This is a genomic window from Mycolicibacterium pyrenivorans (assembly GCF_025821625.1).
In the GTDB taxonomy this organism is placed as follows: Bacteria; Actinomycetota; Actinomycetes; order Mycobacteriales; family Mycobacteriaceae; genus Mycobacterium; species Mycobacterium pyrenivorans.
The window spans coordinates 31,210-54,372 of record NZ_JACKSH010000148.1; the positions used below are offsets into that span (position 1 = coordinate 31,210).

The 23,163-nt window shown below is 67.8% G+C and carries 24 protein-coding genes and 1 pseudogene; 8 read left to right on the forward strand and 17 right to left on the reverse strand.

What is annotated here, in order from left to right; genetic code table 11:
• Nucleotides 1–45 precede the first annotated feature (45 nt).
• Nucleotides 46–1,131 (reverse strand): zinc-dependent dehydrogenase, encoded by a 1,086-nt coding sequence (locus tag H7I57_RS17515; RefSeq protein ID WP_264024941.1) that lies wholly within the window; start codon nt 1,129–1,131, stop codon nt 46–48.
• A gap of 205 nt (nt 1,132–1,336) precedes the next feature.
• On the opposite strand from H7I57_RS17515, the gene H7I57_RS17520 reads away from it, so the two are divergent.
• Nucleotides 1,337–3,322 (forward strand): PTS mannitol transporter subunit IICBA, encoded by a 1,986-nt coding sequence (locus H7I57_RS17520; RefSeq protein ID WP_264024943.1) that lies wholly within the window; start codon nt 1,337–1,339, stop codon nt 3,320–3,322.
• Nucleotides 3,323–3,343: 21 nt separating this feature from the next.
• Complete coding sequence (locus tag H7I57_RS17525; protein WP_264024944.1) at nt 3,344–4,102, forward strand: DeoR/GlpR family DNA-binding transcription regulator; 759 nt, start codon at nt 3,344–3,346, stop codon at nt 4,100–4,102.
• Nucleotides 4,103–4,120: 18 nt separating this feature from the next.
• Here the strand turns inward: H7I57_RS17525 and H7I57_RS17530 are convergent, their stop codons facing one another.
• From H7I57_RS17530 to H7I57_RS17540, 3 genes are read right to left on the reverse strand one after another with little or no spacing between them, the layout of a single operon-like run.
• Nucleotides 4,121–4,597 carry a DUF309 domain-containing protein gene (locus H7I57_RS17530; RefSeq protein ID WP_264024945.1) on the reverse strand — a complete coding sequence of 159 codons (477 nt, stop codon included), beginning with the start codon at nt 4,595–4,597 and terminating at the stop codon, nt 4,121–4,123.
• A 9-nt stretch (nt 4,598–4,606) separates the two neighbouring features.
• Complete coding sequence (locus tag H7I57_RS17535; protein WP_372510265.1) at nt 4,607–4,945, reverse strand: hypothetical protein; 339 nt, start codon at nt 4,943–4,945, stop codon at nt 4,607–4,609.
• A 42-nt stretch (nt 4,946–4,987) separates the two neighbouring features.
• Nucleotides 4,988–5,905, reverse strand: a complete 918-nt coding sequence (locus tag H7I57_RS17540; protein ID WP_264024948.1) for an NAD(P)H-dependent flavin oxidoreductase — start codon at nt 5,903–5,905, stop codon at nt 4,988–4,990.
• A gap of 71 nt (nt 5,906–5,976) precedes the next feature.
• Here H7I57_RS17540 and H7I57_RS17545 point away from each other — a divergent pair, with 71 nt between their 5' ends.
• Nucleotides 5,977–7,011, forward strand: a complete 1,035-nt coding sequence (locus tag H7I57_RS17545; RefSeq protein WP_264025071.1) for an NAD(P)H-dependent amine dehydrogenase family protein — start codon at nt 5,977–5,979, stop codon at nt 7,009–7,011.
• Here the strand turns inward: H7I57_RS17545 and H7I57_RS17550 are convergent.
• The gene (locus H7I57_RS17550) at nt 7,002–7,385 is read right to left on the reverse strand and encodes a hypothetical protein (protein ID WP_264024949.1); all 384 of its coding nucleotides are present in this window, start codon (nt 7,383–7,385) and stop codon (nt 7,002–7,004) included. The genes H7I57_RS17545 and H7I57_RS17550 overlap by 10 nt on opposite strands.
• Before the next feature lie 114 nt (nt 7,386–7,499).
• On the opposite strand from H7I57_RS17550, the gene H7I57_RS17555 reads away from it, so the two are divergent.
• Nucleotides 7,500–7,865: a DUF732 domain-containing protein gene (locus H7I57_RS17555; protein WP_264024950.1), complete on the forward strand. Its 366-nt coding sequence runs from the start codon at nt 7,500–7,502 to the stop codon at nt 7,863–7,865.
• Between the two features lie 16 nt (nt 7,866–7,881).
• On the opposite strand, the gene H7I57_RS17560 is transcribed toward H7I57_RS17555, so the two are convergent.
• Complete coding sequence (locus tag H7I57_RS17560) at nt 7,882–8,349, reverse strand: lipoprotein LpqH (RefSeq protein WP_264024951.1); 468 nt, start codon at nt 8,347–8,349, stop codon at nt 7,882–7,884.
• Nucleotides 8,350–8,450: 101 nt separating this feature from the next.
• Entirely contained in the window at nt 8,451–8,897 is a 447-nt protein-coding gene (locus tag H7I57_RS17565) for a lipoprotein LpqH (protein ID WP_372510255.1), read from the reverse strand.
• A 17-nt stretch (nt 8,898–8,914) separates the two neighbouring features.
• On the opposite strand from H7I57_RS17565, the gene tgt reads away from it, so the two are divergent.
• A complete protein-coding gene (gene tgt / locus H7I57_RS17570) occupies nt 8,915–10,159 on the forward strand; it encodes a tRNA guanosine(34) transglycosylase Tgt (RefSeq protein WP_372510256.1) in 1,245 nt (414 codons plus the stop codon).
• Between the two features lie 33 nt (nt 10,160–10,192).
• Here tgt and H7I57_RS17575 read toward each other — a convergent pair whose 3' ends face one another.
• The 4 genes and pseudogenes from H7I57_RS17575 to H7I57_RS17595 form a co-directional block, all read right to left on the reverse strand.
• Nucleotides 10,193–11,566: a flavin monoamine oxidase family protein gene (locus H7I57_RS17575; RefSeq protein WP_264024953.1), complete on the reverse strand. Its 1,374-nt coding sequence runs from the start codon at nt 11,564–11,566 to the stop codon at nt 10,193–10,195.
• Nucleotides 11,567–11,749: 183 nt separating this feature from the next.
• Nucleotides 11,750–12,307: pseudogene (locus tag H7I57_RS17585) on the reverse strand (transporter substrate-binding domain-containing protein); the annotation flags it as partial.
• Complete coding sequence (gene gluQRS, locus H7I57_RS17590; protein WP_264024954.1) at nt 12,304–13,197, reverse strand: tRNA glutamyl-Q(34) synthetase GluQRS; 894 nt, start codon at nt 13,195–13,197, stop codon at nt 12,304–12,306. The gene gluQRS and the pseudogene H7I57_RS17585, both read right to left, overlap by 4 nt.
• Nucleotides 13,194–14,504, reverse strand: a complete 1,311-nt coding sequence (locus tag H7I57_RS17595) for an aspartate aminotransferase family protein (RefSeq protein WP_264024955.1) — start codon at nt 14,502–14,504, stop codon at nt 13,194–13,196. Before H7I57_RS17595 ends, gluQRS begins: the two co-directional genes overlap by 4 nt.
• 47 nt (nt 14,505–14,551) lie before the next feature.
• On the opposite strand from H7I57_RS17595, the gene H7I57_RS17600 reads away from it, so the two are divergent.
• On the forward strand, nt 14,552–15,556 hold the full coding sequence (locus H7I57_RS17600; protein ID WP_264024957.1) for a phosphotransferase enzyme family protein: 1,005 nt from the start codon (nt 14,552–14,554) through the stop codon (nt 15,554–15,556).
• A gap of 3 nt (nt 15,557–15,559) precedes the next feature.
• Here the strand turns inward: H7I57_RS17600 and H7I57_RS17605 are convergent, their stop codons facing one another.
• Both H7I57_RS17605 and H7I57_RS17610 read right to left on the reverse strand, forming a co-directional pair.
• Nucleotides 15,560–16,435 (reverse strand): LLM class F420-dependent oxidoreductase, encoded by an 876-nt coding sequence (locus H7I57_RS17605; protein ID WP_264025073.1) that lies wholly within the window; start codon nt 16,433–16,435, stop codon nt 15,560–15,562.
• Nucleotides 16,436–16,451: 16 nt separating this feature from the next.
• Nucleotides 16,452–17,102, reverse strand: a complete 651-nt coding sequence (locus H7I57_RS17610; RefSeq protein ID WP_264024958.1) for an MBL fold metallo-hydrolase — start codon at nt 17,100–17,102, stop codon at nt 16,452–16,454.
• Between the two features lie 147 nt (nt 17,103–17,249).
• On the opposite strand from H7I57_RS17610, the gene H7I57_RS17615 reads away from it, so the two are divergent.
• Nucleotides 17,250–18,635 carry a DUF222 domain-containing protein gene (locus tag H7I57_RS17615; protein ID WP_264024960.1) on the forward strand — a complete coding sequence of 462 codons (1,386 nt, stop codon included), beginning with the start codon at nt 17,250–17,252 and terminating at the stop codon, nt 18,633–18,635.
• A 34-nt stretch (nt 18,636–18,669) separates the two neighbouring features.
• Complete coding sequence (locus tag H7I57_RS17620) at nt 18,670–19,551, forward strand: alpha/beta hydrolase (protein WP_264024962.1); 882 nt, start codon at nt 18,670–18,672, stop codon at nt 19,549–19,551.
• 5 nt (nt 19,552–19,556) lie between these two features.
• Here H7I57_RS17620 and H7I57_RS17625 read toward each other — a convergent pair whose 3' ends face one another.
• The 4 genes from H7I57_RS17625 to H7I57_RS17640 are packed head-to-tail and all read right to left on the reverse strand — an operon-like array spanning nt 19,557 to nt 23,140.
• Entirely contained in the window at nt 19,557–20,519 is a 963-nt protein-coding gene (locus H7I57_RS17625) for a glycine betaine ABC transporter substrate-binding protein (protein ID WP_264024964.1), read from the reverse strand.
• Entirely contained in the window at nt 20,519–21,307 is a 789-nt protein-coding gene (locus H7I57_RS17630; RefSeq protein ID WP_372510257.1) for an ABC transporter permease, read from the reverse strand. Before H7I57_RS17630 ends, H7I57_RS17625 begins: the two co-directional genes overlap by 1 nt.
• Nucleotides 21,304–22,500, reverse strand: coding sequence for an ABC transporter ATP-binding protein (locus H7I57_RS17635; RefSeq protein WP_264024966.1), 1,197 nt, complete (start codon nt 22,498–22,500; stop codon nt 21,304–21,306). The genes H7I57_RS17630 and H7I57_RS17635 overlap by 4 nt, the downstream gene beginning before the upstream one ends.
• Nucleotides 22,493–23,140, reverse strand: a complete 648-nt coding sequence (locus H7I57_RS17640) for an ABC transporter permease (RefSeq protein WP_264024968.1) — start codon at nt 23,138–23,140, stop codon at nt 22,493–22,495. The genes H7I57_RS17635 and H7I57_RS17640 overlap by 8 nt, the downstream gene beginning before the upstream one ends.
• Between the last annotated feature and the right edge of the window lie 23 nt (nt 23,141–23,163).

Below are 23,163 nucleotides of genomic sequence, written 5' to 3' on the forward strand. Positions count from 1 at the left end.
GCCTTCCCACAGATCTGCCCGGAGACCCCCGTTGTCAAACCGCGATCAGACGGTTGCCGCCACCTCTGCCGGCGTGGGCTCCACGGTCACCTTGATGGCCTCGCCCTTCTTGACGATCTGGAACGCCTCGAGCACGTCGTCGAGCGGGATGTGGCGGGTGATGAGGTCCTTGACCGGAACCTGCCCGGTGGAGATGTACTCCAGCGCCCGCTTGTTGTGTTCGGGCGCGGAGCCGTTGGCGCCGTGGATGTGCAGCTGGCGGTAATGCACGAGGTTCGAGTCGCAGGTGATGGTCGGGTCGGTCTTCGGAAGGCCGCCGAAAAAGGAGATGCGCCCATTGCGTGCGGCCATCGAGATGGCCTGCTCCTGAGCGACGTTCGCGGCGGTGGCGGTGATGACCACGTCGGCGCCGCGGCCCCCGGTCAGCTCCATCACCCGCTCGGCCACGTCGACCTCGGCGCCGTTGATGATCTCCTCGGGCGCGACCGCATCGGCCGACATCTGCAGCCGGGCGGCGTTGACGTCCACCAGGTAGACCGGGCCGCACTTGTGCACGCCGCGCGCGATGCGGATGTGCATGCACCCGATCGGGCCCGCGCCGAACACCACGACGGTGTCGCCCTCTTCGATGCCGAGCAGTTCCTGGGCGTTGATGGCGCAGGCGAACGGTTCGGCGGCCGACGCCTCGTCGTAGCCGACGTTGTCCGGAATCCGGTTCAGCCCATCCACTTTGAGGACCTGTCGGGGGACGATCATGTATTCGGCGAAGCCGCCGTCGTACTGGTAGCCCATCGAGGTCTGGTTCTGGCACACCGCCATCCAGCCCTTGCGGCATTCATAGCAGTCTCCGCAGGGGACCGCGGCGATCACCTGGACGCGGTCACCCACCTCCCAGTTGCTGCCGTAGGTGGCGTTGACGTCTGCCCCGACCTCGACCACCTCGCCGGCGATCTCGTGGCCGATGGTGCGCGGCGGGGTCAGGTTCTGGTGGCCGTTGTAGAAGATCTTGACGTCGGTGCCGCAGGTCGAGCAGTTGCGCACCCGCAGCTTGACCTCGTCCGGGGCACACGTCGGCTCGGGCACGTCCTCCAGTCGGACATCCTCGGGTGCGTAGAACCGCAATGCCTTCATGTGGTGATCCTCTCGACTCGACGACGCTGTGGCCGCAAACAGCGGGTGTGCTCTCCAGCACTCTAACGCTCATTCGGGCACAAAACCACTAAAATCTCTGACCATTTCTGACCGAATGCTTGTATTTATGCCCGTTTGTAGGGTCTAATACCGGTATGTGACCGGTGTCACCGGCCGTGACCTACCCGTGAATCGGAGGACTCGAATGTCAGCACCAGCCATCCCGCAGGACGCGCAACCGCGGACCGGGGCACGAGTGCATGTGCAGAAACTGGGCACCGCGCTGTCGAACATGGTCATGCCGAACATCGGCGCGTTCATCGCCTGGGGCCTGATCACCGCCCTGTTCATCAAGGAGGGCTGGCTGCAGGCGATCTTCACGGGCCTGCAGGATCCAGACGGCTGGGTCGCCAAGATCGGCGGCTGGGGCTCCTACGACGGCGCCGGGATCGTCGGCCCGATGATCACCTACCTGCTGCCCATCCTGATCGGCTTCACCGGCGGCCGGATGATCCACGGCAACCGCGGCGCCGTGGTCGGGGCGATCGCCACCATGGGCGTGGTCGCCGGCGCCGACGTCCCGATGTTCATGGGCGCCATGATCATGGGCCCGCTCGGCGGCTGGGCGATGAAGAAGCTCGACGCGCTGTGGGAAGGCAAGATCCGGCCGGGATTCGAGATGCTGGTCGACAACTTCTCCGCGGGCATCCTGGGGATGATCCTGGCGATCTTCGGGTTCTTCGGTATCGGACCGATCGTCTCGGCGTTCACCCGCGGGGCCGGCAACGCGGTGGACTTCCTGGTCGAGAACAACCTGCTGCCGCTCACCTCGATCCTCATCGAACCGGCGAAGGTCCTGTTCCTCAACAACGCGATCAACCACGGCGTGCTGACGCCGCTGGGCACCACCCAGGCGCTGGAGACCGGCAAGTCGATCCTGTTCCTGTTGGAGGCCAACCCCGGTCCCGGCCTCGGACTTCTGTTGGCCTACATGGTATTCGGCCGCGGCATCGCTCGCGCGTCGGCGCCGGGCGCCGCGATCATCCAGTTCTTCGGCGGCATCCACGAGATCTACTTCCCCTACGTCCTGATGAAGCCCAAGCTGATCCTCGCGACCATCCTCGGTGGCATGACGGGCGTGTTCATGAACGTCCTGTTCGGCTCCGGTCTGCGCGCCCCTGCCGCACCGGGATCGATCATCGCCGTCTACGCGCAAACCGCCGGCGGTAGCTTCCTGGGCGTCACGCTGTCGGTGTTCGGTGCCGCCGCGGTGTCGTTCGCGGTCGCCGCCCTGCTGCTCAAGACCGACAAGGCCACCGACGATCCGGACCTTGCCGCCGCGACCGCCGAGATGGAGTCGCTCAAGGGCAAGAAGTCGAGTGTGGCTTCGGCGTTGGTGGGCCGCGACGGCGGCCCGGCAGGCCCGATCAAGGCGATCGTGTTCGCCTGCGATGCCGGCATGGGGTCGTCGGCGATGGGAGCGTCGGTGCTGCGCAGGAAGATTCAGAAGGCGGGCTTCGGCGACGTCACGGTCACCAACGCGGCGATCTCCAACCTGACCGACAGCTTCGACCTCGTCGTCTCGCACCGGGACCTCACCGCCCGCGCCCGGCAGAAGACGCCGTCGGCGGCCCACGTCTCCGTCGAGGACTTCATGGGCAGTCCGCGCTACGACGAGATCGTCGAACAGTTGGCGCAGACCAACGGTGGCGGCGTCGCGGTCGCGACCGAAGAACCTGCGGCCGAGGAGTCCACCGGGGCCGACGTGCTGGCGGTGGAGTCCATCGTGTTGAACGGGTCGGCGCGCACCGCGTCCGACGCGATCAACGAAGCCGGTCAGCTGTTGGTGGCTGCCGGGGCGGTGGAGGCGGCCTACGTCGACGCCATGCACGAGCGGGAACGGTCGATCTCGACCTACATGGGCAACGGCCTGGCCATCCCGCACGGCACCAACGACGCCAAGGACTCCATCAACCGGACCGGGCTGTCGTTCGTCCGGTACGCCGAGCCGATCGACTGGAACGGCAAGCCGGCCGAGTTCGTGGTCGGGATCGCCGGTGCGGGTAAGGACCACATGGCTCTGCTGACCAAGATCGCGCAGGTCTTCCTCAAGGGTGACGACGTTGCCCGGCTGCGGGAGGCGCAGACGGCCGAGGAGGTCAGGACCATCCTCACCGGTGACGACAAGTAGCCGACAAGTAGCGTGACCCAGGTGGACTCCGACACCCGTCAGACGCGCATCGTCGAGTTCGCGCGAACGCGTGGACGGGTGGAGGTGGCCTCGCTCGCGGCCGAACTCGACGTCGCGAGCGAGACCATCCGCCGAGACCTGAAAGTGCTGGCCGGTCGCCGCCTGCTCAAGCGCGTTCACGGCGGTGCGGTGCCGCTGGAGACCGCGGCGTTCGAGTCCGGGGTCGAGTACCGCAGCCAGGTGGACCTGGCCCAGAAGCACCGGATCGCCGCTGAGGCCGCCAAACTGCTGCACGGCGCCGAGACGGTCTACCTGGACGAGGGCTTCACGCCGCGGCTGATCGCCGAACGACTCGCCGAGCAGGACCTGACGGTGGTGACGTCGTCGTTGCTCGCCGCCGAGGCCCTCGCACACAGCCGGTCGGTCACCGTGCTGCTGCTCGGTGGGCGGATGCGGGGCAGGACGTTGGCGACGGTGGACCACTGGGCGGTGGACATGTTGAGCAGCCTGGTGATCGACGTGGCATACCTTGGCACGAACGGGATTTCACTCGAACACGGTCTGACGACACCCGATCCCGCGGTGGCGGCGGTGAAGAGCACCGCGGTCCGCGTGGCGCGGCGCCCGATCCTGGTGGCGGCCCACTCGAAGTTCGGGGAGAGCAGCTTCTGCCGCTTCGCCGACATCGCCGACTTCGAGTCGATCGTGACCGGCTCCGAACTCGGCGCCGCCGACGCGCGTCGGTACGAGGCGCTGGGCCCGGTCGTCATCCGGGCCTGACGCCCTGGGCGGTGCGCGCTAGCGCGTCGTCAGTGCCGGACGCAAGCGCGGTGGTGCGATGTCGGCGTGCGCGGCGAGGTCGTCCACCAGCGCAGCGGCCCAGTCGAGGAGGCCGTCGAGGTCCACGGCGTACGGCGCCGGACGAGGCGCCGTGCCCAGGCTGAGGGACCCGCGCCGAAGCAGGGTGGCCGCACCGTGGAGGTTGCCGCGCTGGACGTGGGTGATGCCGACCGCGAGTTGGGCCAGGCCCTGCCACAGCGGCCTCTCGTCGTCCGGGCCGTTCTTCCACGCGGCCTCGAGCACCTCGTGGGCGTTGAACGCGAGGCCTCGATTCAGCAGATCCTGCGCGTAGGCGAGGGACTCGGCCGGTGGCAGATCGAGATCGTCCGGGATCCGGGGCACGCCCTCGCTGCCCGGCGGCAGGGGCCGGCCCAGACCGTCGCGGGGTCGGGTGTTGCGGGGTCGGCCGGATTCGTCGCGATCGCGAGCGGCCATGTACTGGCGCTAGTCCTCGATGATGGAGTCGGCCTGGTCATCGCCCGGGACGCGTTCCTTCTCGTCGTCGTCGACGATCGTGTAGAACGAGTCGCCGTCCTCGGGTGCCCCGTCGATCTGACCGGCGGTCCGCCGCGTCGGCCGGGAGTCCGGCTCGCTTCGGGGCAGGACGTCGGGGACCTCGGCCGCCAGCCTCTCGTCGAGGGTCTCGTCCTCGTCGGGCTCGATCCACTTCTCGGGCGGATCGACGACGATGTCGCCGTCGTCGTTGCGGACCTCGTCGGAGTCGAGTGATTCACTGGGCCCCAGCGTGTTGTCCGGCCCTGCGTCGTCCCTGTCACCATTCATGTCGGCGTCCATGCCCACGAGTGTGCCCTATTGCGCCAGCGCTCAACCGAGCCGTGTCCGCGCCTCGTCCAGGACCGCTTCGATGTCGCACCACGTGCGGCGGATGATGTCCGCGACCGGCTGCAGCCCGGTGATCCGCGACGACACCTGACCGGTGTTGGCCACGCTGGCCTCCAGATCCCCGGCGAAGTACAGGTCGGTCACCCGCCCGAGCAGCTGGGCCTCGGCAGCGTGGTCGCCGATCCGCGCGGCCAGCCCGGTCCGCAGCACCCGCATCGTCGGATTGCCCGGGACATCGAGCAGAACCGTGCCCGCGTCGTCGGCCGCGACGATCGCGTCCTTGAAGTTGGCGTGCACCAGGGCCTCCTCGCTGGCGAGCATGCGTGTCCCCATCTGCACGCCCTCGGCGCCCAGCACCACCGCGGCAGCGCTCGACCGGGCGTCGCACATCCCGCCCGCGCAGATGAGAGGCAACCCGACGCGCTCGGCGACCAGCGGCAACAGCACCATCGTCGAGGCGCCCAGCGCCGACTTGAAGCCGCCGCCCTCCACACCTTCGACCACCAACGCGTCGACGCCCGCGTCGGCCGCCTTCATCGCGCCCTTCAGCGACCCGACGACGTGCACCACCGTCATGCCTGCGTCATGCAGGCGCGCGGTGAACAGCGCCGGGTCACCCGCCGAGGTGAACACGTGCCGCACCCCGGCGGCGGCGAGCACGTCGACGATCGACGGGTCGCGCTTCCACCCCTGGATCATCAGGTTCGCCCCCACCGCACGGTCGGTGAGGTCGCGCACCCGCAGCAGATCGGCGCGGCCCTCAGGGGTCAGCGTCTCGATCATGCCGAGGCCGCCGCCTTCGGACACCGCCGCCGCCAGTTCGGCGCGGGCGATGTAGGTCATCGGGGCCTGCACGACCGGGAATTCGATGCCGAGCAGCTCTTGAACGCGGTTGGTCACGGCGGTAATCCTGCTACGGTCCGGGCGTGTATCGGGTGATTCAGTGGGGGACAGGCGCTGTCGGGACCGAAATGGTCACCGCGATTCTCGACCACCGCGAGGACCTGCAGCTCGTCGGCGCGAGGGTGTACTCCGACGACAAGAACGGCGTAGACCTCGGAACCCTCGTCGGCCGTGACCCGATCGGGGTGGCGGCCACCACCGACGTCGACGCCATCCTGGCGCTGGACGCCGACTGCGTGCTCTACACGCCGCGCACCGCGCGTGTCGACGACGTCTGCGCGTTGCTGGCCGGCGGGAAGAACGTCGCCACCACCGCGTTCATGTTCCATCCGCAGCGGATGCGGGCAGCCGACCGTGACCGGGTGCTCGCGGCGTGTGAGGCGGGCGCCAGCTCCGTGCACGGCAGCGGCATCAACCCGGGCAATCTGTCGGGAGTGCTGCCGTTGGCGCTGTCCGGCATGAGCCGCACGATCGAGAAGATCACGCTGCAGGAGCGGGCCGACTGGTCGGTGTACGAGAGCACCGGGATCACGTTCGACAACATGGCGTTCGGTCAGCCGGTCGAGATGATCAGCCCCACCGCGACGGAGTTCCTGGCGTTCAACAGCTCGATCTTCGAAGAACAGGTCTGGTTCATCGGCGACGCGCTGGGTGGCGACCTCGACGAGGTGACCGCGACCGTGGAAGCCGTTGCCGCGCAGCAGGATCACCAGATCTTCGAGCACACGCTGCAGGCGGGGACGACCGCGGGCCAGCGGTGGAACTGGACAGGGCTGCGCGACGGGCAGCCGCTGGTCGAGATCGAGACCCTGTGGACGGTCGGGGGCGAATACCCCGGGCATTGGCCGGTGCCGCAACACGGATGGACGCTGACGATCGAGGGCGATCCGTCGATGCGCGCCCACTTCCTGTCACTGGCCAGCTTCAGCCGCGCGGCCAGCATGGAAGAGCATGTCCGCTCGGCGAACGTGGCCACCGCGATGCAGGTGCTCAACGCCGTGCCCGCGGTCTGCGAGGCCCCACCGGGGTTTGCGACGACGGCGTCGCTACCGCTGATCCGCAGCCACGCCGGTTTTCGGGCCGGCTCGCGGCATCAGCCGTAGAACATCACCCAGTAGTCGGCGCTCCATGCGCCGTCGGCGCATTTCAGCGGGACCCCGTCGGGGCTCTGCGCCGCACTCGAGGACTCGGCGCACGGCGACCGCAGCGTGCGCACCCCGACCAACGGCGCCGACGACACCCATTGACTCTTCGAACTGCAGGCCAGCGTGTTGCCTGCCGAGTCCATACCGAAGTTGTAGCGCGTGGACTGATTGCACTCGGCGCCCAGTTGCGCGTCGTGGTTCACGTACGGCACGCAGCCAGCACCGTCGCAGATGGTCGGCGTCGCCGCCGCCGTACCCGCCCCGACGCCGAGCCCCACCAGGGGTGCGGCGAGAAAACCACCGGCCAGTGCGACCGCAGCCATCAACTTCATGGGCCATAGCGTAGGTCGCCCGGCTGGTGTGGTGGGCGCCGTTTGTCCGCATTGCCCGATGGTTGATCCGGCAATCGCCCCCTGGGGGCGTCGCGGGGCGTATGGTCACATTCCATGAAGTCGCTGGTACGCGTGTTTCGGGTGGTGTCTGTAGGGCTGGCCACGGGCCTGGTGTCGGCGGGCGCCGTCGCCGCAGCCCCGACGGCGAACGCGGACGTCGTCGCGTATCTCGTCAACGTCCACGTCCGCCCAGGCTACAACTTCCCCAATGCGGAAGCCGCCATCGGTTACGGGCAGACCATCTGTGACCGGGTCGCGGCCAAGATGAGCTACGCCGAACTGGTGAACCAGGTGAAGGCCGACTTCCGCACCACCGACTACTACCAGGGCGGATACCTGATCAATCAGGCCGTCAACGAACTCTGCCCCGCGCAGATCTGGCAGTTGCGGCAGTCGGCCGCCGGCTACACAGGCATCTGAGAGCCGGCCCCGGCCGCTACTCCGGGCAGCTCACCTCGATCTCGAACGGCTTGTTCACCGGCTGCATCGGGTTGGCCATGTCGACGCCGGTCGCCGTTCCGGAGATCTTGTAGGTGCTGCCGTCCTTCTCGGCGTTGGCTTCGCCCTGGCCGGTGCCGCTCTGGTAGCCGAGGGTGACGCCGTTGACGTTGCCGAGACCCACGGACTGGACGGTGGGCTCATCGCCGGTGCTGACGACCACTCCGATGCCGGTGGTGGCATCGCCGATCGCGATGTTGGTGTTGCCGCCCATATCCGAGCAGACGACGGTGCCCTCGACGGCCTGGTCCTGGCCGTCGATCGTGACCGTGCTCTTGCCCTCCGCCGCGGCGGCCGACGACGTCTCCCCTGTGGTCTCGGACTTCTCATCACCCGATGAACAGCCCGACAGGCCGGCGATGACGATCGCTGCGCCGCCAACGGCGACGACGATTCCACGCTTCACGAAGGTCTCCTTCAGTCGTGTGGTTCGTCGAACGGGCGAACCATCTCCAGCAGTATGGTTCGCTGACTTCGCGCGAATATGCGGATTTCTCAAAATCTAGATCAGCACGCAACCTTGATCTCGAACGTGCCGGACGTGCGGAAGCTCGGGTTGGCGGTCTCGAAGCCGTACGCGGTTCCGTTGATCGCATACGTGCGGCCCGCCATCTCCACCGTCGCCTCACCCCCCAGGCCGGCGTTGTAGCTGCCGGTGAACCCGCCCAGGTCGCGGATGCCGACCTCCTTCACGACGAGTTCGTCCTCGCTGCCGATGAGCGCGGAGATGCCGGAAGCCTCGTCGCCGCTGGCGATCGTCGTCAGTGGCCCGGTCGCGGTGCAGTGCACCGTGTCGGTGGTCCCGACGTCCTGTCCGTTGACCGTCACCTGGGCGGTTCCTGGGATGAGCTCGCCCGGTGGAGGCTGGTACTCGGGGGGTTGCGACGACGAGCATCCCGTGGCGGCCGCGGCGAGTGCGGCGATGCAAGCGCTCAGGGCCCAGCGATTCATCACAGTGCAGAATCTACGGCGTGGACGACCCCTTTTTCAGTGATCCGTTCTTTCGCGTGGAGAAGCAGCTACCGGGTCGGTTGGGTCGCACCGGGGTGATCCGAACCCCGCACGGTGACATCCACACCCCGGCGTTCATCGCGGTCGGCACCCAGGCGACCGTCAAGGCCGTGCTGCCCGAGACCATGAAAGACCTCGGTGCGCAGGCGGTTCTGGCCAACGCGTATCACCTGTATCTGCAGCCGGGTCCCGACGTCGTCGACGAGGCCGGCGGTCTCGGCGCGTTCATGAACTGGCCCGGACCGACCTACACCGACAGCGGCGGCTTCCAGGTGATGTCGCTGGGCGTCGGTTTCAAGAAGGTGCTCGCGATGGACGCCGCGCGGGTGCAGACCGACGACGTCATCGCCGAGGGCAAGGAGCGACTCGCCCACGTCGACGACGACGGCGTGACGTTCCGGTCGCACCTGAACGGATCGACCCACCGGTTCACCCCCGAGGTGTCGATCGGCATCCAGCATCAACTCGGCGCCGACATCATCTTCGCGTTCGACGAACTGACCACGCTGGTGAACACCCGTGGCTACCAGGAGAGTTCGGTGCAGCGCACCCACGAATGGGCGGTGCGGTGCCTGGTCGAGCATCGGCGGTTGTCGCAGGAGCGGGCGCACAAACCGCCCCAGGCGTTGTTCGGCGTGGTCCAGGGCGCCCAATACGAGGATCTGCGGCGGCAGGCCACCAGGGGGCTGGTATCGATCGGTGACGAGAACGGCAGGGGTTTCGACGGGTACGGCATCGGTGGCGCGCTGGAGAAGCAGAACCTGGCGACCATCGTCGGCTGGGTCAGCAGCGAACTGCCCGAGGACAAACCACGCCACCTGCTGGGCATCAGCGAACCCGACGACCTGTTCGCGGCCGTCGAGGCCGGCGCCGACACGTTCGACTGCGTCTCGCCGTCACGCGTCGCACGCAACGCCGCGGTGTACTCGGCGACCGGGCGCTACAACATCACCGGTTCGCGCTACCGGCGCGACTTCACCCCCATCGACGCCGACTGTGACTGCTACACCTGCGCCCACTACACCCGCGCGTACCTGCATCACCTGTTCAAGGCCAAGGAAATCCTGGCCTCCACGCTGTGCACGATCCACAATGAGCGCTTCATCATCCGACTGGTCGACGACATCCGTGACTCGATCGACTCGGGCCGATTCGACGAACTGCGCGAGCACGTGCTGGGTCGCTACTACGCCAAACCGGTATGATCGGCGCTGTTGTCAGATCGATTGTGAGTCAAGCTATTTCGCCATCTCGTCGATGACCGCCTGCGCGGCCCGTTCCCCGGCTTCGACCGCACCCTCCATGTAGGCGCTCCAGAAGGTGGCGGTGTCGGTCGAGGCCCAGTGGATGGCGCCGATCGGCGCGGCCAGCGCCTGCCCGTAGGTCGTCCACACCAGCGGGCCCATGTTGGCGTTGTAGCACCCCCGGGTCCACTGCCGATCCGACCACTCGCCGTCGACGTAGCACTCCGGACGCGCCGCGCGGGTGCCGAAATGGCGCACCACCTCCGCCGTCAGCGCCGCGCGTCTGTCCTCCTGCGGCAGGCGGCCGTAGGTGCGGGCCTGCTCGCCCTCGAGGAACAGCAGGATCACGCCGTGGTCGTCGCCGGGCAGGCAGGTGTCGTTGGACATCCGCGCCGGGCCGACGTCGGAGATCAGCTGACCGTTGAGCCCGTCGGTACGCCAGAACGGTTCGTCGTAGACGAAGAACGCCTTCATCGCCGACCCGTTCGGCACCCGCTGGGTGAGCTGATCGCGGGTGCCCGGCAGCGGCGGGTCGTACATGATGCGCCCGGCCAGCGCGGGCGAGATCGCGACGATGACCCGGCGTGCGGTGGCGACGGCGCCGCCGCGGCAGTGGACGGTGACACTGTCGGCGGTGTGCTCGATGAGCTGCACCGGGCTGTCGAGGACGATGTGGTCGGCGACCATGGCGGCCAGCCGCTTCGGGATCTCCGCGGTGCCACCGACGAATCGTGTCGTCTGCGCGCCGCCTTCGGATTCGGCGAACAGTTCAGCGGTGACGCCACAGGTCTGGATCGTGAACAGCAGGTGCAGAAACGACACCTCGACCGTGGGCACCGCGAGGATTCCCACCGTGCAGATCTCGAGGAGGGTGCGGGCCACCGGCGACAGACCCTGCGCGTCATACCAGGATCCGGCGGTGACGGCGTCCCACTGCGCGGCGTGCGGCGCCAGCCACGGCGCCTCGGGCGGGACCTCGGCGGCCAGCTCGTCGAGACGGCGGAAGACCCGCTCCAGATCGCTGAGCTCGTCGCGGAACCGGGCGTGAAAGTCGTTCTCCCGCAGCACCCCCGACCCCACCAGGTCATAGGAGGTCTCACCCTGGTCGTACTGCGGGTAGGTCTGCACCCCTAGCTCGTCGGCCAGCGCGAACATCCTGTGGTGCGTGTCGCCGATCCACTGCGCACCCAACTCGACCGGCAGACCGGGCAGCACCTCCTCGGTGAGGATGCGGCCCCCGACGCGGTCGTCGGCCTCCAGGATCAGCGGCGTCAACCCCGCGGTGAGCAGGGTGCGGGCGGCGATCAGCCCCGAGATCCCGGCGCCGACGACGATGGCGTCGGCCTCGAGGCGTCGTGCGGTGGACATGCTGGACACTGTCTCACGGCGCCGCTACAGCGGGTTCAGGATCCGCTCCAGGAACTGCCGGGTGCGCTCCTCCTTGGGGTCGCCGATCACCGCGGCGGGTGGACCCTGCTCCAGGATCACCCCGTGATCGGTGAACAGCACCTGGTCGGAAACCTGTCTGGCGAACTGGATCTCGTGGGTGACGACGGCTTCGATCCGGGCGCCGGCGTCGCGGGCGACCTGGGCCCAGTTGCTGGTGGTGCTCTGCGCGGCCGTCCGGCCCCGCAGGTCGTCGAGGGAGGTGATCGAGTCGTCGTCGGCGCGGGTGACGATCACGCCCTCGCCGATGGCGTAGGGCTCGGAGAGGTCGTAGAGGTGTTGGCGTTCCGGGGTGATGGTGACCTGGTTGGCCACCACGTCGAACCGGTCGGCCTCCAGGGCCGCGAAGATCGAGTCCCACGGCGTCTCGACGAATTCGACGGTCACGCCGAGCTTTTCCCCGACAGCGCGTGCCACGTCGACGTCATAGCCGGTGAGCAGCCCGGTGGCCGGGTCGTGATAGCTGAACGGTGCATAGACGCCTTCGGTGCCGACCCGCAGCACCCCGGCGGACTCGATCGGGTCGTCGCCGGTGGTGGCCGACGGTCCGCACGCCGAAAGGATCAGCGCCGCGAGGAGAACGAACCCCAGCAGCGCCCGTCGTAGATCGTGCACCGCCGGACGCTGACAAGCCGAGCGCTTGATCAGAAGGGTTCTGCTCATCCGGGGCGGTATACCCACGGGGCGCGGGGCAACCGCCGGGGGTCGAACTCGGCCAGCATGCCGTCGACCGTGCGCGACGTGTATCCCAGCGACTCGGCGATCCGGCTCAGCGCGGCGGGCACACCGATCTCGGCAAGGGTCACCGCACCGTCGCGCTTGGCCAGCCGCGCGCCGTCGGCGTTGAGCACCAACGGCACATGGGCGTAGGTCGGTTCCGGGTAGCCGAGGAGTCGCGCGAGGTAAGCCTGCCGGGGCGACGATGCCAGCAGGTCGTCGCCGCGCACCACCTGGTCGATGCCGGAGGCGGCGTCGTCGACGACCACGGCGAGGTTGTAGGCGGGCACCCCGTCGCCGCGGCGGACCACGAAGTCGTCGACAAGCCCGGTGTAGTCCCCGTGCAGCAGGTCGTGCACGGTGTATTCGGCGGCCCCACCGCCCTCGGTGCGCAGCCGGAGCGCGGGGGGCCGTCCGGTCTCCCGCCTCCTGGCGATGCGTTCGGCGTCGGTGAGGTTGCGACAGGTGCCGGGGTAGGCGCCCTCGGGCGCGTGTGGCGCCCGCGGTGCGGACGCGATATCCCTTCGTGTGCAATAGCATTCGTAGAGGTGCCCGCTCTCGGTCAGCTGGTCGACCACGGCGTCGTACCGTTGCGGGTGTTCCGTCTGCCGGGTGGCGGGCCCGTCCCAGGTGATCCCCAGTGCCGCAAGGTCCCGTAGCTGACGTTCCGCGATGTCGCTGTGGGTGCGATCGTCGAGGTCCTCGACCCGCATCAGGAAGCGCCGATCACTCGCGCGGGCGAACAGCCACGCCAGCACGGCGGTGCGCAGGTTCCCGATGTGCAGGTCGGCAGACGGGCTCGGCGCGAACCTGCCCGCGCCGCGGGGACGGGTCACCGGACCAGTGCGTCGGCGAATGCCGAGCAGAACCAGTCCACGTCGGAGCGCGAGAACACCAGCGGCGGGCGGATTTTGAGGACGTGCCCCTCGCTGCCGCAGACCGAGATCAGCACCCGCCGGTCTCGCAGTGCGTTGACCAGGCGGCGGGCCTCGGCGCGGTCGGGTGTCTTGGCGCCCGGGTCGGTGACGATCTCGACGCCGATGTAGAGGCCCGCGCCGCGGATGTCCCCGAGCCGCGGGTCGGCCATGCGGGACAATTCGGCCCGCAGGGCGGCGCCGATGTCGCGGGCGTTGTCCATCAGGCCGTCCTCGGCGATGACGTCGAGCACTGCCGAGGCGGCGGCCATCGACACCGGGTTCCCTGCGAAGGTGTTGAAGTACGGCACGCTGGTGGCGAACGAGGCGATCACGTCGGAGCGGCCCGCCATCGCCGCGACGGGCATGCCGTTGCCCATCGGCTTGCCCATCGTGACGAGGTCGGGGACGACGTGATGCCTGGCGAAGCCCCACATTGCGTCACCGGTCCGCGCGAAGCCGGGCTGCACCTCGTCGGCGAGGAACACCCCGCCATGACGGCGCACGACGTCCACCGCGGGGCCGAGGACGTCCGGTGCGGCGTACACGCCGTCCGACGAGAAGATCGTGTCCAGGACCAGGGCGCTCACCCCGTACCCGGTGGCGACGAGGTCGTCGGCCGCGCGCGACACGTCGTCGGCGAATCGTGCGGCCAGTTCGGCGGCGGGCACCCGGTAGCTGTCCGGCGGCGGCACCGCCCGCACGTGGGGACCCATGGACGACGTGCCACCCAGCGACGGTGAGATCGCGGTGACCGCGGCGGTGTTCCCGTGGTAGGCGTCGAGCGTGACGATGACACCGGTTGCGCCCGTGTGCATTTCGGCGACCCGCAGCGCCAGGTCGTTGGCTTCGGAGCCGGTGCACGCGTACATCACCTGGTCGAGCGGGTCCGGCATGCTGGCCAGCAGCCGCTCGGAGTAGTCGACGATGCCCTGGTGCAGGTACCGGGTGTGGGTATTGAGCGTCAACATCTGGCGGGTGACGGCGTCGACGACGCGCCGTTCGCAGTGGCCGACGCTGACGACGTTGTTGTAGGCGTCGAGGTACTCCACGCCGTCTGCGTCATAGAGGTGCGCGCCCTCGCCACGCACGATGTGCACCGGTCGCTCGTAGAAGAGGCGGTTCGCCGGGCCGAGCAGCCGTTCGCGCGCGGCGATGAGCGGCGCGGCCTCATCTTCGGTCGCGCCGCCTTTGTAGCTGTTCGAGTCCATGATGTTGGAGAAACTCATCGCACCCCAGTCTGCTGCATCGCGGCTTCTCGTTCAGAATTGTGGAGATGTCCGGACTGCCGCCCGATCACGAGAGCTACGCCCGCGCCGCGCTGCCCGCCTACGGTCGCGACCGCGACGCGACGTTGAGGCTGCTCAGCCTGTCGGAGAACGCCACCTACCTGGTTGCCGACGACGAGCCGATGGTGCTGCGGGTGCACCGGCCCGGCTATCACTCACTGGACGGCATCAGATCAGAGCTGAGCTGGATGGCAGCGCTGCGCACCGAGACGCCGGTGGCCACGCCGGAGTTGATCCGGGCCGCCGACGGCAGCGACGTGGTGGACGGCGTGGTAGGGGAGAACATGCTGCATGTCGATGCGGTGTCGTTCATCGAGGGCTGCACCGCGGAGGAGAACCCGGCCGCGGTGGGTTTCGACGAGTTGGGCAGGCTCTGCGCGCACATGCACGACCACGTCGGAGGGTGGCAAACGCCGGACTACTTCACGCGGTTCCGCTGGGATGTGGAGGCGACGCTCGGGCCGGATGCGCGGTGGGGCAACTGGCGCGAGGCTCCCGGGCTGACGTCCGACGGTGCCGCCGTCGTCGAGCGGGCGGCCGCGCAGGTGGCCGACGCTCTGACAGCGTTCGGGCAGGGCCCCGACCGGTTCGGGCTGATCCACGCCGATCTGCGGATGGCGAACCTGATGATCGACCCGGTCTCGGGATCTGGCGGGTCGTCTCCGATCACCGTCATCGACTTCGACGACTGTGGCTGGTCATGGCACCTGGCCGACCTCGGCGCGGTGGTGTCGTTCATCGAGGACACCCCCGAGGCCGAGCACATGATCGCCGACTGGCTGCGCGGCTACCGCGAGGTGCGCGAGATTCCCCCCGACCATCTCGGCATGATCCCGACCTTCGTGATGCTGCGCCGGCTGATGTTGACCGCGTGGGTGGCCTCGCACGCCGACGCCGACGCGGCGGTCGCCTTCACGGACGGCTTCGCGGTGGGAACGGCGGCGCTGGCCGACCGCTACCTGAGCGACCGGGGCTGGATGCGCTACGAGTAACCGCTAGCCGAGATCGGCCAGCTTGCTCACAGCGGGCGACATCCCGTCGATCCACGCTGCCGGTGCACCCGTCGTCGGGGTGACGATCGCGGTGTGCACACCGAGTCGTGCGTAGTCGGCCATCTGGAAGACGAACTCGTCGACGTTGTCGGGGGTGGGACGCGGGTTGTTGGCCAGCAGCGTCTTTCGGATGCTGTCGTAGTCGCGGCCCACGGCGTCGCAGTGCCGGCGCAGCACATCGAGCTTGTGGGCGACGTCCTCGGGGGAGCTGGCGAACAGGTTGCACGCATCGCCATACTGGGCGACCAGCCGCAACGTCTTGCGCTCCCCGCTGCCGCCGATCATCACCTTGGGTCGATTGATCGGCTGCGGCGAGCACAGCGTCTCCTCCAGCCGGTAGTGCTTGCCGACGAACGGCCCGTTGTTGGCCGGGTCCCACATCTGGTCGCAGATCTGCAGCGCCTCTTCGAGTCGTTCGAACCGCTCGGACAGCGACGGGAACTCCACCCCGAGGCCGCGGTGCTCGCGTTCGAACCACGCGGCGCCCATGCCGAGCACCGCGCGCCCGCCCGACAGCACGTCGAGTGTGGTCACGGTCTTTGCGAGCAGTCCCGGATGGCGGTAGGTGACACCGGTGACGAGCAGTCCCAGGCTGACGGACGAGGTGTGCGCGGCCAGGTAGCCGAGGGTGGTGTACCCCTCCAGCATGTTCGCCTCGGCAGGCAGTCCCGTCGGCTCGATCTGGAAGAGGTGGTCCATGAACGACAACCAGGTCGCGCCGGCGGCCTCGGCGGCGGCACCGACTTCGGCCAGCTCGCCGGCGATGGCGGTGGTCCCGCCGTCGATGTCGAAGATGGGTACGTGGAATCCAAGGTCCATGACTGCGTACAAAGCGTCAGCCGCGACGGGCATTCCCCGTACTGGAAGGAAGTCCGTCGAGCGCATTCGCGACGTGATCCGGCCATTCTCCGGGCCGGATGCGATGCACCGCCGTGTCGCCCTGGAAGGCACTGGAGATCACCACGTCGGGTTCGAGCCCGGCGAGCAGGCGCAGGCTGTCGGCGAGTGAGTCCGGGTCGCTGATGCCTTCGATGTAGCCGGCCCACCACCGGCCCTCGGCGTTGCGGATCAGGGTGTCGCCGGTGAACAGGTAGGTGCCCTCGGCCCCGTGGACCTGGTAGCAGGTGCTGCCCGGCGAGTGCCCCGGGGTGGGGATGACCTCGATGCCGTTGTCATCGGTGTGGCGGCTGCCGAGCGGGACGTCGACGTGGGCGTGCCGGCTGATGTCCCGGAGTTCTGCCGTGGGCGCGTGCAGGGTCGAATCGAATTGCTGGGCAATCGCTTTCAGCATCGGCCCGGCCTCATCGCGGTGGGAGAGATACTGGTCGGCGACACCGCCGAGTTTCTCGATCTCGGCGAACTCGGCGTCGGTGGCCGGCGAGTAGAACAGGGCGTTGCGCCCCGTCCACAGGTACGCGTGGGTGGTCAGGCCGGGGAACGGTGAATCGGTCTGTGTCTCCCAGAGATCGGTCAGTACTTGTCGCATTGGTCTCCTCCTCTTCAGTGTCCTCCCTCGAGGGTGCAACCTGAACAATTGTTGAGGTCAAGGGTCGAGTTATCCCCAATCGCGTTTCCATCCACAGGTCGGGTTCTGCGCGAATCAGTTCGCTCATATGTTCGATAACGTGGGGTCATGGGTCAGTTCGTCACCGGTGAAGCGGCGCGGGCACGGGTGCGTGCGCTGCTCGATCAGGTCGACGTGGCCCAGTGCGGAATGCGGGAGCTCTCCTGGGATGAGGTGGGAAATGCGTTCCGCGTGGAGATGGCCGAGCGGCTCGAAACCCAGGAACGGGTCAACCGAGGGTTGATGTATCGGGTGTTCGGCCAGATCGCCGACCCACCCGATGAGGCGGGCGCGGCACCGGTGCTCGTCGACCGGTTGCGCGCGCGGCTGCGGATCCCGGCCCGGGAGGTCAAACGCCGGATCAAGGTCGCCGCAAAGATCCTGCCCCGGCGCCAGCTCACCGGCCCCCCGCTGCCGCCGCTGTTACCCCGTTCGGCCGACGCGGTAGCTGCCGGGAATCTGGGTGAGGATCACCTCAAAGCCATCACCGCCACCATCGACAAGCTGCCGTCGTGCACCTCGGACACCGACCGCGCCGAAGTGGAAGCGACCTTGGTGCGCGAGTCCGCCACCAACGACGCCGATTTCGTCACCGAGCTCGGCAAGGGCATCGACAACGTGTTCAATCCAGACGGGCACTACGACGAACAGGATCGGGCGCGCCGGCGCGGCCTGGTGTTGGGCCCGCAGGGACCTGACGGGATGTCGAAGTTGACGGGCTGGGTCGATCCGGAGAACCGCGCCTACATCGAGGCGAGCACAGCCGCGGCTCGCCCGGGCCGCCACCTTCCCGACGGATCCATCGAGGAAACCCGCGACGAGCGTTCGATGCCTCAGCGCTGCCACGACGGCATCAAACTCGCACTCAAGCTCGGTATTGCTTCGGGGAAGATGGGCTCGCACCGCGGGCATCCGGTCACCGTGATCGCGCGGACCACGCTGGCCGAGCTCAATCAGGCGGCCCACGCGGTGAGCGATCCCGGGGTGTCGATGCCTCCTCCGGCGCGGACCGGCGGGAACACCGCGCTGCCGATGCGCGACCTGATCCGGATGGCCGCCGATGCGATCCACTACCTGGCCGTGTTCGACGAACACACCGGCCGCCCGCTCTACCTGGGCCGCCAGACCCGGATAGCGACCGCCGACCAGCGGATCATCTGCTATGCGCGCGACGGCGGCTGCACCCGACCCAACTGCCTGGAACCGGGTTATCACAGCGAGGTCCACCACAGCCCTGACTGGCACCCCGACGGCCGCACCGACTCCGATGCACTGTTCTTCGCCTGCGGACCCGACCACGCGGCGGTCACCGAAGGCCGCATGCACACCACGGTCACCGAACACGGCCGCCTCGCCTGGACCGACGGCACCACCCAACCCCAGATCAACCGAGCCCACCACCCCGACGAAATGCTGCGCGGCGACCCCGATCCACCGCCGGTCGTCGACGGTTGAGGCCGGGAACACCCGTCTTTCGTAGACTGCGGTGGTGCCTGAACGTGTGACTTTCGAGTCCGGCGGGGACACCTGCGTGGGTTATCTCTACGGCGATGCCGCCCCGACACCATGGCCGTGTGTCGTCCTCTGCACCGGATTCGGCGGAACGCAGGACACGCCGTCGATCATCGCCACGGCGCAGGCGTTCGCCGACGCCGGATACCTGGCCCTCACGTTCGACTACCGCAACTTCGGTGAAAGCGGTGGTGAGCCAAGGCAACTCGTCGACATCTCCGGTCAGCTCGACGACATCCACGGTGCCGTGGAGTTCGCGCGCCGCAACGATCGGGTCGATCCCGCACGAATTGTGTTGTGGGGCACCTCGCTGGGAGGCGGGCATGTCGTCACGGCCGCCGCGCGCGATCGACGGATCGCGGCAGTGATCGCGCAGATACCGTTCAACGGGTTCCCGAAGAAGGTCGAGGGACGATCACCCGCGGCGACGCTCCGGCTTCTGTGGGCGATGACCGTCGACTCCCTCCTGGGGATGCTTCACCTGCGGCCGCACTACATGCCCGCCGTCGCGGGACCGGGTGAACTCGCCGTGATGTCCAGCCAGGAAGCCCAGCACACCATCGACGGCATGACGAGCCCCACCTGGCGCAATTCGGTCGCACCCCGCGCGCTGTTCGCGATGATGCGTTACAAGCCAGGCGATCACGCCCCGCGGGTAACCGCCCCGATGCTGGTCTGCGTCGGTGAGCGCGACCGGGAGACCCTCGCCGATACCGCCTCCGAGCTGGCTCACCGGGCACCTCACGGGGAGCTGCTCACGTATCCATGGGCGCATTTCGACTTCTACCGGGAGGACCGTCGGCAGCGGGTGATCGGCGATCAGATCGCCTTCGCCGACCGCGTGCTCCACGACGGCTGAACCCGTTACGACACCAGGCCCTGCTCGATCAACCAGTCACGAGCGACCAGGGCCGGATCGTCACCGTCGTTGTCGACCTTGGCATTCAACGCGAGCATTGTCTCGTTCGTGAGTCTCGGGTTCAGTTGGGCGAAGATCTCTTCCAACTCGGGATGCGCGTCGAGCAGCTCGGAGTCGATGACTTCGCTGAGGTTGTACAGCGGGAAGAACGTCTTGTCGTCCTCGAGGACTCTGAGGTTCAGCGCGGGGATGCGTCCGTCAGTGGTGAAGACCTCGCCGAAGTTGCACACCCCGTCGGCGGTGGCCGTGTAAATGACACCGGTGTCGAGAGTCGCGACGTTGCCGAGGTCGGCGCGGGTCAGCCCGTAGGTCTGCAACATCGGCACGAATCCGTCGTTACGGCTGGCGAATTCGCTCTCCACGCAGAAGGTCAGCTCGGAACGGTCGAGATTGGTCAGGTCGGAGAGCCGGGTGACCCCGAGGCGCTCTGCGGCGTCCTCGCGGATCGCAAATGCATACGTGTTGTTCAGGGGGGCGGGCGGAAGCCAGGTCAGCCCGTTCGCCTGATCTGCTTCATTGACCGCCTGCCACTGGGCGATCTCGTCCTTGATGGGCTGCTCGTTGCCCAGATAGTTGATCCAACCGGTTCCCGTGTACTCCGGCGAGATGTCGGCATCGCCGTTGAGCAACGCTTGGCGCACACCGAAACTGCCGGGCGTGTTGGTCAGGTTGGTGACATCGGCCCCGGCTGTGCTCAGGATGGTCGACAGCATGTTGCCGAGTATCAGTTGCTCGGTGAAGTCCTTCGCCGCGACGGTGATCGGCACACCCTCCAGGGACTCGTAGTGCTGAATCGTCCCCGGATCCGCCGCCAGCACAGCCCCGCTGGCCGACCGCAGTCCGCATCCGCAGGCCAGGACGATACAGGCCACGGCAGCCACGGCTTTGGGCCAGTAGCGCGCGGGCATCAGAGTCCCTTCGGCGCGGCGACGATTTCGACGACGCGGGCCAGCCAGTCGATGAACAGCGCCAGCGCGGCCACCAGAATGGCCCCGACCAACAAGGTCACGTTCTGCTGCAACTTGATCCCCGTGGTGATCAGCTGTCCCAGTCCGCCTCCACCGGTGAACGACGCCAGAGCAGCGGTGCCGACGATGAGCACCAACGCGGTTCGTACGCCTGCCACGATCACGGCGAGGGCCAACGGCAACTCGACGCGCAGCAGCGTGGAGAACGAGGACATCCCCATGCCGCGGGCGGCCTCGACGAGGCGCGGGTCGACGCCGTCCAGGCCGGTCACCGTGTTGGCGATGATCGGCAGCGCGCCGTAAACCGTCAACGCGATGATGGCACCGACCTGCCCGATGCCGAAGAGCACCGCGCCGAGTGCGATCAACCCGATCGCCGGTGCCGCCTGACCGAATCCTGCGACGGTGATGACCGGCTTCGAGTAACGGCGCATCGGACCGCGGGTCAGGATGATGCCGATCGGTATCGCGATCACGCAGGTCATCACCGTTGCCGCGAGGCTGATCGTCATGTGTTGGCGCAGCAGCGTCAGCAGGTTCGAGACGCCCAAAGATCGCTGCTCCGAATCGGATACGTCGGCGACATGGACGTACACCAACGAGCCCACCACGGCGATGACACACGCCAATGGCTGGATCACCCAGCGGCCGAGGCCGCGACGGCTGTCTCGGCGCGCATCCGAACCGGTTTCACCCCCGGCGACGAGTTCTGGGACGGCGGCCGTCACGGCACAGGCTCCGCGGATCCGGCTTCGCTGTGCATGTGCGACATCGCTTCCATGATGGTCTCGATGCGAATGACGCCGCGGTAGGTGGCGCGGCGCCCCGTCACGACGACGACCCCGTGGGAGGAGGTCAGCATCGCGTCGAGGGCGTCGTTGAGTGTCGATGCGAGGCTGACTGTCTCGAGATCCTCGTTGCGACTCACCTGCGAAAGCGAATTCGGCTCTTGGAGTTCGGCTGTCGACATCCATCGCTGAGGTCGGTCCTGGGCGTCGAGCACGATCACATGCGCACGGTCGATCGCCCGGGCGGCCTTGATCGCCTCGGCGGGATCGCCATCGACCCGCGCGACGGCGGCCTCGTGGAGTTCCACGTCCCGGACCCGGGTGAGAGTGAGCTGTTTGAGTGCCGCGCCGTGGCCGACGAAGTCGCTGACGAACTCATCGGCGGGGTTGGCGAGAATCTGTTCGAGCGTGTCGTATTGCACGATCTTCGAGCCGACCTGAAGGATCGCGATGCGGTCGCCGAGCTTGACGGCCTCATCGAAATCGTGCGTCACGAACACGATGGTCTTGCGCAGTTCCTCCTGCAGCCGCAGCAGTTCGTCCTGCAGGCGCTGTCGCGTGATCGGATCGACCGCGCCGAAGGGTTCATCCATGAGCAACACCGGCGGGTCGGCGGCGAGCGCGCGAGCCACACCGATACGTTGCTGCTGGCCGCCGGAGAGTTCCCGGGGGTAGCGATCCCGGTACTTGCCGGGCTCGAGGCTTACCAGGTCGAGCAACTCGTCGACCCGTTCGGCGATGCGCTTCTTGTCCCACTTGAGCAGACGAGGGACGAGCGCGATGTTGTCGCCGACCGTCAGATGAGGGAACAGGCCCGCGCCCTGGATCACGTAACCGATGTGGCGCCGGAGTTGGTCGGGATCCTGATGGGTGACGTCCTGATCGCCGATCAGGATGCGGCCGGACGTCGGCTCGATGAGGCGGTTGATCATCTTCATGGTGGTGGTCTTGCCGCACCCCGAGGGGCCGACGAGCATCACGATCTCGCCGGCCGGAATCTCCAACGTGACGTTGTCCACCGCAGGCACCGTCTGCCCGTCGTACAGCTTGCTCACACCGTCCAGCAGGATGCGGGCGCCGCCGGCGGTGCCGGGACCTGTCGAGGGCGAGTCCTCGGTTGCCGAATCAGACACGGATCCCCCTTGGGGTGGTGAGTCGAGTGAGGACGTTGAGCACGGTGTCGAGGAGGACCGCGAGAATCAGGATGCCGACCGTGCCGGCGACGATGGAGTTCGTGGCGTTGGCACCGCCCGTCCTCGAGATGCCCGAGAAGATGTAGCCGCCCAGACCGGGACCGAGTGCGAACGCCGCGATCGCGGCGATACCCATCAGCATCTGCGCCGATACCCGAACGCCGGTCATGATCACCGACCAGGCCAGCGGAAGCTCGAGGCGGACAAGGGTGGTGAGCCGGTTCATGCCCATGCCGCGCGCAGATTCGACCAGCGTCTTGTCCACCCCGGTGAGGCCGACCACGACGTTGCGCAGGATCGGGAAGAAACCGAAGAACACCAGCATGATGACCGACGGCAGAACGCCGATGCCGACGATGCCGACGAGTACCCCGAGCAGGGCGTACGACGGAATCGTGAGACCGACCGCGGTGATGGTGTTACCGACCGTGGCACCCCAGGGAGACCGGTAGATGAGCACGCCGACGACGAGGGCCAACACGGTGGCCACCACGAGCGTCTGGACCACGAGGCTCATGTGTTGGTAAGCCAGGAAGGACAACACCGACCAGCGTTCGACGACGAATTCGAAGAAGTCCATCAGAAAGCATCCGCCCGAGGCAG